Here is an 11,390-nt window from a genome sequence, read left to right as displayed (position 1 = left end):
GCCTGAAAGCCTGAAAGCCTGAAAGCCTGAAAGCCTGAAAGCCTGAAAGCCTGAAAGCCTGAAAGCCTGAAAGCCTGAAAGCCTGAAAGCCTGAATGCCTGAATGCCTGAAGTAATGATTGTTCCTAAATAAGCGAAGAAGATCTACGTGAACCTATTACAAAAAGTTTTATTCCCCAAACGAGGAATATTTTTATTCTTGATTATCCGCTAAGATAACTGAGATACACAGTTTACTTAACTGCCTGTTTAGATCTATTTAAAAATATAGGCAATCGAAATTAGGGTTTACACTCCGCCATTCTCAGAAATCGAGAGTGGCTTTTTTTATTTCTCAGATAATTGCACCAATAAAAAAGGAGCTATTGAATAGCTCCTTTTTCAAATGATATTAGCAATTATGCTTGTTGGATTCCTGCGACAACCCAATTTTGTTGCGAGCCAACAGGTTTAACAAAGTGCCAAATTTCAGTAAATGGTTGTGGCAAGCTATTTAAATCTTCACTTACCGTACCTGTGAAACGAACGCTAACCACATATTGACCATTTTCAGTTGCAGTGTCTGCCACCATTGCATTCAGGTTACTAAATTCAGCAACATCCTGATCCTGATTGGCTATGATGTCCTGATACATTGAATTAAAAAGCTCAGGTGTTAAATAGCGGCGAATTTCTTCAACATTACTTGCACTATTGACAGATTGAATGTGGTTGAAACGCTGACGTGCAACACGCAGGAATGCAGCAGGTTCAGTACCATCAGGGAGTTGATTGCCACTACTCATTGATGCCCCGCCAAATGCTGCTTGAGGAGCAGCCGTACCGCCACCGACAGATTGACCAAAGATATTGGTGTTATCGCCAGCCGTTTGACGCATAGTTGGTTGTGGGCTTACAGGACGGCCAAAGTTGTTTTGACCGTTATTATTTGGAGCATATGGATTAGCTGCGGCTAATTTTTTTTTTGCGCCGAATTTACGGAATACAAAGAAGGCGATAGCAGCTGCAAGAAGAACCCAAAGCCAGCTAGGAATGCCGCCTTTTTCTTCTTGTTGAGCTTGTTCAGCAGCTTGTTGTTCTGTTGCAGTTGGATTCTTATCATCAGCAAGCGCATTTGCAGCAACTGCACCTACAGCAGCACCTGCTACACCAGCAGCAACCATAGAACCTACGCCTGGACCTGATTTTTGAGTCGTCGTAGTTTTAGTTGTAGGTTGTTGGTACGATTGAGTTGTAGTTGGCTGAGATTGAGTCGTCGTTGTTGAACGAGTCATACCATGACTTTTGCCACCGCCCGCACGTTTAGCTTCTGCAACTGGTGCTGCGACCAAAGTTGCCATCAATAAAGCTGCCATCAAGCCACGCTGGTGTACTTGCATCGAAAATTCCTATTTAATTCCAAGATGTAAGTGTATTTATGAAGGTATTCGTTGATAATTTCAACTAAAAAAGTATGTTTTTTTATGTCAACTCGTCACTCAATTGCATTGCTTCAGTGAGAGCTTCATGTAAGCGTGCAACGGCAATGATTTGAACGCCATCAATAGTTTTTTGCGGTGCATTAGCTCTTGGTAAAATGATATATTTAAAGCCATGCTTGGTCGCTTCTTTTAATCTTTCTTGACCATTTGGTACAGGACGAATCTCACCAGACAGTCCAACCTCACCAAAAACTGCCAATTGTTGTGGCAGGGCTTTACCTCTTAAACTTGATGCACAAGCCAATAAAACCGCAAGATCAGAGCCAGTCTCGGTAATCTTTAAACCACCCACTACATTGACATAAACATCTTGTCCTGAGGTTTGCACACCACCATGACGATGCATCACTGCAAGTAACATATTCAAACGGTTTTGCTCTAAGCCAAGTGCCACTCGACGTGGTTGCCCGTGTGCATCATCAACTAAGGCTTGAACTTCGACCAAGAGAGGGCGCGTTCCTTCACGGCTGATCATGACAATTGAACCAGGAATCGCTTCATCATAACGACTGAGAAAAATTGCAGATGGATTGGCAACTTCCCGAAGTCCTTTGTCGGTCATGGCAAAGACACCTAGCTCGTTGACTGCTCCGAAACGGTTTTTCACGGCACGAATCATACGATATCGAGAATCCGACTGACCTTCGAAATACAGTACGCAATCCACCATATGTTCAAGCACACGTGGTCCAGCTAAAGCACCTTCTTTAGTTACATGCCCCACGATAAATAACGCTGTTCCGCTATTTTTAGCAAAACGAGTAAGTAAGGCAGCAGACTCACGGATTTGTGAAACTCCACCTGGAGCAGATTGCAGAGTTTCTGTATATATGGTTTGAATTGAATCAAGAATGGCCACAGCAGGACGCTCTTGCGCGAGAACTTCACAAATACGTTCCACGCAAGTTTCAGCCATAACTCTGAGTTGGTCTGTAGGCAGATCTAAACGTTGAGCACGTAAGGCAACTTGAGAAAGTGATTCTTCGCCTGTGACATAAAGAGCTGAACTTTTCTTGCTAGCCATGTGAGTTGCGGTTTGCAATAAAATTGTTGATTTACCAATACCAGGATCACCACCAATCAGTACAACAGAGCCTGTAACCAAACCGCCACCGAGTACACGATCGAATTCGCTAATACCTGTCTGTAGACGAGTTTCATGTGAAATTGAGATTTGATTAAGGGTTGTGATATTAGCACTTTGACCAGCATAACCACCGCCCATTTTAGGCTGAGCTCTATGACTAACTGTTGGTTCCAGTCGAACTTCTACTAGACTATTCCATTCGCCACACTCAGAACATTGACCAGCCCATTTAGAATGATCTGCACCACATTGTTCACATCGATAAACAGTTTTAATTTTTGCCATATATAAAATTGAAAATTTGCGATAAATTAGTTAAAAAGTAGAGTAATTACGGAAAAGATCAATATCGTTCATTTTCTTGATAAGGAATTAAGATTAAACGGTGTTTTCGTAATTGACTGGTTAAAGGGAAGTGCTCAGAAAAATAACACGATATAAGACTTTTACAAGTAAGATATAGTCGGTTTTTGAGTCGAAAATTCTTTAAATTCACTTTTTCCACGGAAGGTCTTTGAGCATTTGCTCATTTGTTGTCATAAGAATTATATTGAATGGCATAAATATTGCTGATGCTCAGACAAATGAAAATGTATCAATTGATATATTTTTAAATTATACAAAAGGTTGATGTTTATGAGTGCAGCAGAAATTGTTGATTGGATAAATGGTATTATTTGGAGCAAAGCTCTGATCTATTTATGTTTAGGTGCAGGTTTATTTTTCTCCGTCCTAACAAGGTTTGTTCAAGTTCGTCAGATCAAAGATATGATAAGCCTCCTCATTAAAGGAGGCTCATCGGCACAAGGTATTTCTTCGTTTCAAGCACTCGCTGTTTCACTCTCAGGTCGTGTTGGTGTAGGTAATATTGCAGGTGTGGCAGCAGCAATTGGTTTTGGTGGGCCAGGTGCGGTCTTCTGGATGTGGCTTGTTGCATTTTTAGGAGCGAGTACTGCTTATGTTGAATCAACCTTAGGTCAAATTTATAAAGTTGAATATCAAGGACAATATCGTGGTGGACCCGCTTTTTATTTTGATAAAGGTCTAGGTCAGCGTTGGTTGGGTATTTTATTTGCGATTGCCGCGATCATTTCATGTGGTTTGTTTTTACCCGGTATTCAAGCAAATGCAGTAGGTAATGCTTTCACACAAATCACAGGTGAAGGTGCAATTGTTTTTGGAAATGTCGGCACTTATAAACTACTCGCTTTAGTTGTGATTGTAACACTACTTGCAGTCATCATTTTTGGTGGTATCAAACGTATTGCAAAATTCGCTGAATTTGTAGTGCCGTTTATGGCGGCTGGCTATATTGTAATGGCATTAATTATTGTCTTTATCAATATCGATAAGTTACCTGGTGTGATTTCCTTAATTTTCGCTGATGCCTTTTCTCCTATGGCAGGTCTTGGTGCTGCAATTGGTTGGGGAGTAAAACGTGGCGTGTATTCTAACGAAGCAGGTCAGGGTACAGGACCACATGCCGCTGCCGCAGCTGAGGTAGAGCATCCTGCTCAACAAGGTTTAGTACAAGCATTCTCAATTTATATCGATACTTTATTTGTTTGCTCTGCTACTGCATTTATGATTCTTATTACTGGAATGTACAATGTTCAAGGTACTCTAGAGGCAGGTCAATTTATTGTACAAAATGTTGCCGCCACGGCTGAAATTGGCTCTCCTGCGTTTACTCAAATGGCAGTAAGTACAGTATTTGGTGGTTTTGGACAAATCTTTGTTGCATTAGCTGTATTCTTCTTCGCATTTACAACGATTGTTGCGTATTACTATATCGCTGAAACCAATATTACTTATTTAAGTTATATTACTAAAACTCCATCTTTATTATTTATCACCAAATGCTTCATCATTCTTTCTGTTTCATATGGTGTAATCAGTGCAACAGGTTATATTTGGGGAATTGGAGATATCGGTGTAGGTTTAATGGCTTGGATTAATATCATTGGTATTATTGTCACTTACTTCATTTGGAAACCAACGATTAAAGCGTTGAGAGATTATGAACAGCAGCAAAAAGCGGGTGTTAAAGAGTTTACTTTTGATCCAGTAAAACTTGGTATTCGTAATGCTACGTTCTGGGAAGATCGTATTAAGAATAAACAAAACTAATATCATAATAAATTAAAGTAAATATCTAGATATAAAGGCAGCCTTCAGAGGCTGCTTTTTTATTGCCTAATTTTTAAGCTATTGAAAAATATGGAGTCAAAAAAGTGCATTGAGTTGGTACATCCTTGTGCGTATGATCAGGTCCATTTGTATTTAACTTGAAATGTTGAGTTGTACAGACAGAAAATTGGCTAGCTAAAACATCATCAAAGCAATTTACAATGCAAGAAGATGCCATTAAATGGTGCGAATTGTCATTTTGATTTGAGCATTAGCTAACGAACGAAAAATACTTGAGAGTTTTTGTAAAAATGTCGAATCAAAATTTAGGTGAGGCCAACGAGCAAAGTGAGCTTCACCGTAGTCTATCTAATCGACATCTTCAACTGATTGCAATTGGTGGAGCAATCGGAACGGGATTGTTTATGGGGTCAGGCAAAACCATTAGTTTAGCTGGACCATCTATTTTATTCATTTATGGCTTGATCGGTATCATGGTGTTTTTCGTCATGCGTGCTTTAGGTGAATTACTCTTATCGAATTTAAAGTATAAATCTTTTATTGATTTATCCACTGATTTAATCGGTCCTTGGGCGGGTTATTTTGTTGGATGGACATACTGGCTATGTTGGGTCACGATTGGTATTGCCGACCTATCAGCCATTATTTACTATCTTGAATTTTTCAATGGGGGTGAGTCATTTACTCCATTGGGCGGATTGTTGATTAGTAGTGTTGCGATTCTATTTGTACTTGGGTTGAACCTTGTCACCGTAAAATTATTCGGTGAAATGGAATTCTGGTTTGCAATGGTTAAAATCACAGCAATTATTGTCTTAATTGCGGTTGGTTTATGGATGATCTTTACGGGGTTCACTAATGCTGCGGGTACAACGGCGAGTATTAGCAACTTGTGGACACATGGTGGTATGTTCCCTAAAGGGTTAGATGGCTTCCTCGCAGGCTTCCAAATTGCAATTTTCGCCTTTGTCGGTGTAGAGCTGGTCGGTACAACCGCTGCTGAAACACAAGATCCACAACGTAACTTACCGAAAGCGATTAACTCAATTCCAATTCGTATCATTATTTTCTACGTATTGGCATTGTTCGTGGTGATGTGTGTAACTCCTTGGGATCAAATTAACCCTAAAGTCAGCCCATTCGTAAACATCTTCTCACAAGCAGGTATTGCTTCTGCGGCGATTATTATGAATTTGGTGGTGTTATCTTCAGTGATGTCATCAATGAATAGTGGTGTATTTTCGACCAGTCGTATGCTATTTGGTTTATCAACGGATAAGCAAGCACCAAAATTATTTGGTAAATTGTCTAAATCTGCCGTTCCTTCAAAAGCATTGGTTTTCTCATCAATCTGTATCTTTATTGGTGCATTTGTACAGTTCATTTATAAAGTACAGACGGGAACCAATGATGAAGTGACAGCCTTTACTCTAGCAACCACTTTATCAACCATCCTGTTTATCTGTGTGTGGATTGTGATTATGTGGAGTTACATTAACTACCGCAAAAACCGTCCTGAGTTACATGCACAATCAACCTTTAAACTTCCTGGTGGCGTGTTTACTTGTTGGGTGGTTATTTTATTCTTTCTTGCAACGATTTATTTCCTTGCTTTGGATGAAACCACTTTAGAGTCACTTAAAGTTAGCCCAATCTGGTTTGTTATTTTGGCAATTGGTTATTTCTTAAATAAAAAGAAGTAAGCAGTTAAAGAAGTAATTGACATGAACGTCGGCATCTAAGTCGGCGTTTTTTTATGGATATTGTTTTATTCCTTCAAGTTTAGACTTTAGCCAATCTGATGATCACGCTATACTGCTCCGAATTGTAAAAGTTAGGTGCTCAGATGCGTCAAGTCATTTGTTCGATCGGTTTATTATTCAGTAGTGTGGTACTTACTGCATGTGGTCAGTCAGGGGCATTGCAATTACCTTCTGATATCAATCATGACAAACGTGCAAAATACCTGCTTTATAAAAATGAAACGTCTCAGGCTAAAACGTCATCTGATGATGTGAAAGCTGAAAACCAAGCAGCAACATCTTCAACAGTATCACAGACAACCTCACCTTAAGTTTTTAAATAAGGACATCTTCATGAGTTTCACTCGCATTAATGGAGTATTGCATGCTGAGCAATGTTCATTAGATCAGCTCGCACAGCAATTTGGCACGCCTTTATATGTTTACTCAAAATCTACATTTGAGAAGCATTATTTAGATATGCATCGTGCTTTTGATTTTATTGATCATCAAATCTGTTTTGCAGTGAAGTCAAACTCAAATATCGCTGTTCTGAATGTATTAGCAAAACTTGGTGCAGGTTTTGATATTGTGACGGGTGGGGAACTAGCACGTGTTCTCGCAGCAGGTGGTGAACCTTCAAAAATTGTATTTTCTGGTTTAGGTAAATCTGAAGCTGACATTGAAAAGGCTTTGACCGTAGGTATTGCATGTTTCAATGTTGAATCTCATGCTGAACTTGATCGGATCCAAAAAGTAGCCGCAAAATTAGGCAAAAAAGCCCCGATTTCATTACGTGTAAACCCAGATGTGGATGCGAAAACTCATCCCTATATCTCAACAGGTTTGAAAGAAAACAAATTTGGTATTCCAAGTGATACGGTCAATGAGACTTATCAATATGCGGCGTCATTACCAAATCTTGAGATTGTCGGTATTGACTGTCATATTGGATCACAGTTGACAGAAACCAAGCCTTTTGTTGATGCGCTTGATCGTGTGGTTTTAATGATTGAACAGTTGAAAGGTCTGGGCATCAACCTCAAACATATTGATATCGGTGGTGGTTTGGGAGTTTGTTATAAAGATGAGACCCCGCCAAGTGTTGCCGAATACGCCAATGCCATGCGTCCAGCTTTGGAAAAACTGGGTCTAAAAGTCTATATGGAACCAGGACGTAGTATTTCTGCCAATGCAGGCGTACTTTTGACCAAAGTTGATTTACTCAAACCAACCAATCATCGTAACTTTGCCATTATTGATGCAGCGATGAATGACTTAATTCGCCCTGCTTTATATGAAGCGTGGATGGATATTCAGTCAGTCAATCCAAATCCCGATGTTGAAGTTAAAACTTGGGATTTGGTTGGTGCAATCTGTGAAACAGGTGATTTCTTGGGTAAAGAGCGTGATTTAGCACTTCAAGAAAATGATGTCCTTGCTGTATTAGGTGCAGGTGCCTACGGTTTTGTAATGAGCTCGAACTACAACACGCGTGGTCGTGCTGCCGAAGTTATGGTCAGTGGTGATCAAGCCTATGTAATTCGTGAACGTGAAAGCATAGAATCACTTTGGGAAAAAGAACGTTTATTGCCTGAGGAGTAAATTGAGATGTATTTAGAATTTACCAAAATGCATGGTTTGGGCAATGATTTTATGGTCGTTGACCTGATCACGCAGCGAGCTTATTTAGATACTATCACCATTCAGCGTTTAGCCGATCGTCATTTTGGTGTGGGTTTTGATCAACTGTTGATTGTTGAACCACCTGATTTTCCTGATGTTGATTTTAAATATCGTATTTTTAATGCCGATGGTTCAGAAGTAGAACAATGTGGTAATGGTGTACGTTGTTTTGCTCGCTTTGTACATGAACGTCAACTGACGACCAAAACTAAAATTCGTGTACAAACCAAGGCTGGAATTGTAGAGCCTGAATTGGGTGCCAATGGGTGGGTTCGGGTTAATATGGGCCCACCAAAATTTCTTCCAGAAGAAATTCCATTTCTTACCCAAGAACATGAAGATATTGAAGACTTATACGCACTAGAACTTGCAAACAATCAAAGTATTAATATTGATGTTGTGAACATGGGGAATCCTCATGCTGTGACTATCGTACCTGATGTCTTAACTGCTGATGTTGAGCGTATTGGCCCACAAGTAGAATCACATACACGGTTCCCTTCACGGGTGAATGCTGGATTTATGCAGATCATTGATGAAAAGCATATTCGTTTACGTGTGTTTGAACGTGGTGTCGGCGAGACTTTAGCCTGTGGTACAGGGGCTTGTGCAGCAGCGGTGAGTGGTATGCGCCGTGGTTTACTTGCCAATGAAGTTGAAGTTCAGCTTGCAGGTGGTAAGTTGCATATCGCTTGGCGTGAAGGTGATGTGGTTTGGATGACAGGTCCAACCACGCATGTTTATGATGCGCGTCTGGATTTACGATATTTTCAGGGTTGAAAATTAAACAAGCATAAACCTATCTTGCGAGATGTGGGATAGGTTTTTTTATAACTAAAAAGGACATAAAAATGAATGGATTTGCAGCAGGGACACTGGTTCATACAAACAAAGGGTTGATCCCTATTGAAAAAATCAATGTTGGAGATATGGTGTTATCTAAGCCTGAAAATGTTGAAAGAGAATTAGTATATCAACCTGTTACAAAGACATTTATATCTGATAAGAGGGAGGTTTGGGCGCTATTTCATCAAAATTGTGATGCAATAGACTGGAGAAAAGATTTAAAAGTAGTTTTTGTCACGGGTGGGCATCCTATTTGGGTGCAAGAGTATGAAGGGTCAAATGCAGTTGACCCTGTACAAGTAAATGGCTGGATGCGCCCAGATGAATTGTTTGAACAAAGTGCAGTGGCGATTGCAAAAGTGTCTGCATCTGGTCAGTTTGTAGAAATGTATGCTCAGCCAGTATTAGCAACACCTTATAAAGATATCGGTTATCTAGTGTCGAGCTGGGATCATATGCCAGAGTTTGTGATTGAGTCTAAGGAGAATAAAGTACAGGCGTATGATGTTGAGCATATCTTTGATCGACAGGGTAGAGAGCTAACTATAGATGAATCAAATAGTGTTAATAAAATATTAACAGGTCATGAAAGCCTGGATGTAGTTCAAAGATTTATGACATGTTTTGAGCAAAATAAACATGGTGGATTTTATGACCGTTATAAAACACGTGCATATAATTTTAATGTAGCTAATTATTATACTTATTTTGTTGAAGAAAGAGGTATTTGGGTACATCAATGACTCATTTAGTTTTTCTTCCAGGTGCATCAGGCAATACAGAGTTTTGGAATCCGTTGACTGCACAATTGCCTAAGAGCTATACCAAACAGGTCATTACATATCCAGGTTTTTATGGTGTGGCTGCACATCCAGATATAAATAATTTTGATGATTTAACTGATTATGTGGTTGCACAGATTCAACAACCCTCGATTTTAATTGCTCAATCAATGGGTGGTATTTTTGCCATCGCAGCCATATTACAAAAGACTGATCTGCTCAAAGGCTTGGTTCTGATGGCAACTTCGGGAGGTATCAATTTAGACCCGTTTCAAGTTCAGGATTGGCGACAGGCGTATCAGCAAGAATATTTGCAATATCCCGATTGGTTTGTTACAGCAAAGGTAGACTGTGAAGCTCAATTGGTACATATTCAACAACAGGTTTTATTATTGTGGGGAGATCAGGACCTGATTAGCCCTGTTGCTGTGGGACAACATTTACATCATATCTTTAAGAAATCTGAGCTTTATGTGATTCAAGGCGGAGAGCATGATTTTGCTGAGCAGTATGCAGATGAAGTTGCTATTTATATCAACGATTTTATAAAGCAATTTTAGGGAGTTGAGTGTGCAGACAGCTTTACAACTCCTTTCCATGTGGTTAAAAGAGCGGATGATTCAAAATCAGTCTGAACACACCATCACGGCCTATCAACGAGATCTCACTGATTTCTTTAGTTTTTGTGAAAACAAACAATTACAATTACAGGATGTTGAAGCTTCAGACTTACGTGAATATTTAGCCGAGCGTGTTGAACGCGACCACCTGAGTTCCAGTAGCCTGCAACGTCACTTGACCTCCATCCGCCAATTTATGAAATGGGCTGAGCAAGGACAATATTTACAGCAGAATCCATCAGAAGATTTTAAGTTAAAACGTCAGCCCCGACCTTTGCCAGGCATGATTGACATTGAAACCATCAATCAGATTCTGGATCAGCCTGCACCTGAAAAACCAGTTGAGCAGCAATTATGGTTAAGGGATAGGGCGATGCTTGAGCTGTTATATTCGAGTGGTCTACGTTTAGCCGAGTTACAGGGTTTAACTGTCAAGGATATTGATTTTAATCGACAGTTATTACGCATTACAGGTAAGGGCAATAAAACGAGAGTTGTGCCGTTTGGAAGCAAGGCAAAACAAGGCTTGATTGAATGGCTAAAAATCTATCGGATATGGCAGGGTGGTTTTGCCGCAGATTCAGCCGTGTTTATTTCACAAAAAGGCAATGCGCTGACTCCACGACAAATTGAAAATCGGGTCAAGTTACAGGCCCAGCGGGCAGGGATCAGTGTCGATTTGCATCCACATTTATTACGGCATTGTTTTGCCAGCCATTTGCTTTCCGCCAGTGGTGATCTACGTGCAATTCAGGAAATGTTGGGTCATAGCAACTTGTCCACCACTCAAATCTATACCCATGTCGACTTTGAACAATTGATGAATGTATATGACCAAACCCATCCTCGGGCGCAGAAAAACTGAATCCTGATATATTATGTTGCAAAATTGGATGTAAAATAGGCAACTTATTTTACAGGGCACACTTGAACAGTGCTTAAACAATATTCTCACTTTATTGCCCATTTTTTGCAAAAACTGTTGGGTGTTTGGAT

The 11,390-nt window shown here is 39.9% G+C and carries 10 protein-coding genes; 8 read left to right on the top strand and 2 right to left on the bottom strand.

Annotated features, from left to right (window positions below; translation table 11 throughout):
- Positions 1 to 397: 397 nt before the first annotated feature.
- Positions 398 to 1,378 (bottom strand): Tim44 domain-containing protein, encoded by a 981-nt coding sequence (locus F908_RS10270; RefSeq protein ID WP_005161369.1) that lies wholly within the window; start codon positions 1,376 to 1,378, stop codon positions 398 to 400.
- A gap of 82 nt (positions 1,379 to 1,460) precedes the next feature.
- The gene (gene radA, locus F908_RS10265) at positions 1,461 to 2,852 is read right to left on the bottom strand and encodes a DNA repair protein RadA (protein ID WP_005161367.1); all 1,392 of its coding nucleotides are present in this window, start codon (positions 2,850 to 2,852) and stop codon (positions 1,461 to 1,463) included.
- A 351-nt stretch (positions 2,853 to 3,203) separates the two neighbouring features.
- On the opposite strand from radA, the gene F908_RS10260 reads away from it, so the two are divergent.
- From F908_RS10260 to xerA, 8 genes are all read left to right on the top strand, one after another.
- A complete protein-coding gene (locus F908_RS10260) occupies positions 3,204 to 4,697 on the top strand; it encodes an alanine/glycine:cation symporter family protein (RefSeq protein WP_005161364.1) in 1,494 nt (497 codons plus the stop codon).
- A 311-nt stretch (positions 4,698 to 5,008) separates the two neighbouring features.
- Positions 5,009 to 6,421: an amino acid permease gene (locus tag F908_RS10255; protein WP_005161361.1), complete on the top strand. Its 1,413-nt coding sequence runs from the start codon at positions 5,009 to 5,011 to the stop codon at positions 6,419 to 6,421.
- Positions 6,422 to 6,564: 143 nt separating this feature from the next.
- Complete coding sequence (gene lptM, locus F908_RS10250; RefSeq protein WP_004661075.1) at positions 6,565 to 6,792, top strand: LPS translocon maturation chaperone LptM; 228 nt, start codon at positions 6,565 to 6,567, stop codon at positions 6,790 to 6,792.
- A 22-nt stretch (positions 6,793 to 6,814) separates the two neighbouring features.
- Positions 6,815 to 8,065: a diaminopimelate decarboxylase gene (gene lysA, locus F908_RS10245; protein WP_005161356.1), complete on the top strand. Its 1,251-nt coding sequence runs from the start codon at positions 6,815 to 6,817 to the stop codon at positions 8,063 to 8,065.
- A 6-nt stretch (positions 8,066 to 8,071) separates the two neighbouring features.
- Positions 8,072 to 8,926, top strand: coding sequence for a diaminopimelate epimerase (gene dapF / locus F908_RS10240; RefSeq protein WP_005161353.1), 855 nt, complete (start codon positions 8,072 to 8,074; stop codon positions 8,924 to 8,926).
- Between the two features lie 71 nt (positions 8,927 to 8,997).
- On the top strand, positions 8,998 to 9,735 hold the full coding sequence (locus F908_RS10235; RefSeq protein ID WP_005161350.1) for a hypothetical protein: 738 nt from the start codon (positions 8,998 to 9,000) through the stop codon (positions 9,733 to 9,735).
- Positions 9,732 to 10,334, top strand: a complete 603-nt coding sequence (locus F908_RS10230; RefSeq protein ID WP_005161348.1) for an alpha/beta fold hydrolase — start codon at positions 9,732 to 9,734, stop codon at positions 10,332 to 10,334. The genes F908_RS10235 and F908_RS10230 overlap by 4 nt, the downstream gene beginning before the upstream one ends.
- Positions 10,335 to 10,371: 37 nt before the next feature.
- Positions 10,372 to 11,259, top strand: coding sequence for a site-specific tyrosine recombinase/integron integrase (gene xerA / locus F908_RS10225; RefSeq protein ID WP_171063586.1), 888 nt, complete (start codon positions 10,372 to 10,374; stop codon positions 11,257 to 11,259).
- The last annotated feature ends 131 nt before the right edge of the window (positions 11,260 to 11,390 follow it).

Origin of the sequence: Acinetobacter sp. NIPH 284 (assembly GCF_000369425.1) — a bacterium.
Lineage (GTDB): Bacteria > Pseudomonadota > Gammaproteobacteria > Pseudomonadales > Moraxellaceae > Acinetobacter.
Note: the sequence above shows the minus strand (reverse complement) of the source record. Positions and strands in the feature narration are given on the sequence as shown.

Coding starts and splice junctions, on each gene's coding strand:
- F908_RS10270 (WP_005161369.1), bottom strand. CDS start 1,378: ATGCAAGTACACCAGCGTGGCTTGATGGCAGCTTTATTGATGGCAACT.
- radA (WP_005161367.1), bottom strand. CDS start 2,852: ATGGCAAAAATTAAAACTGTTTATCGATGTGAACAATGTGGTGCAGAT.
- F908_RS10260 (WP_005161364.1), top strand. CDS start 3,204: ATGAGTGCAGCAGAAATTGTTGATTGGATAAATGGTATTATTTGGAGC.
- F908_RS10255 (WP_005161361.1), top strand. CDS start 5,009: ATGTCGAATCAAAATTTAGGTGAGGCCAACGAGCAAAGTGAGCTTCAC.
- lptM (WP_004661075.1), top strand. CDS start 6,565: ATGCGTCAAGTCATTTGTTCGATCGGTTTATTATTCAGTAGTGTGGTA.
- lysA (WP_005161356.1), top strand. CDS start 6,815: ATGAGTTTCACTCGCATTAATGGAGTATTGCATGCTGAGCAATGTTCA.
- dapF (WP_005161353.1), top strand. CDS start 8,072: ATGTATTTAGAATTTACCAAAATGCATGGTTTGGGCAATGATTTTATG.
- F908_RS10235 (WP_005161350.1), top strand. CDS start 8,998: ATGAATGGATTTGCAGCAGGGACACTGGTTCATACAAACAAAGGGTTG.
- F908_RS10230 (WP_005161348.1), top strand. CDS start 9,732: ATGACTCATTTAGTTTTTCTTCCAGGTGCATCAGGCAATACAGAGTTT.
- xerA (WP_171063586.1), top strand. CDS start 10,372: ATGTGGTTAAAAGAGCGGATGATTCAAAATCAGTCTGAACACACCATC.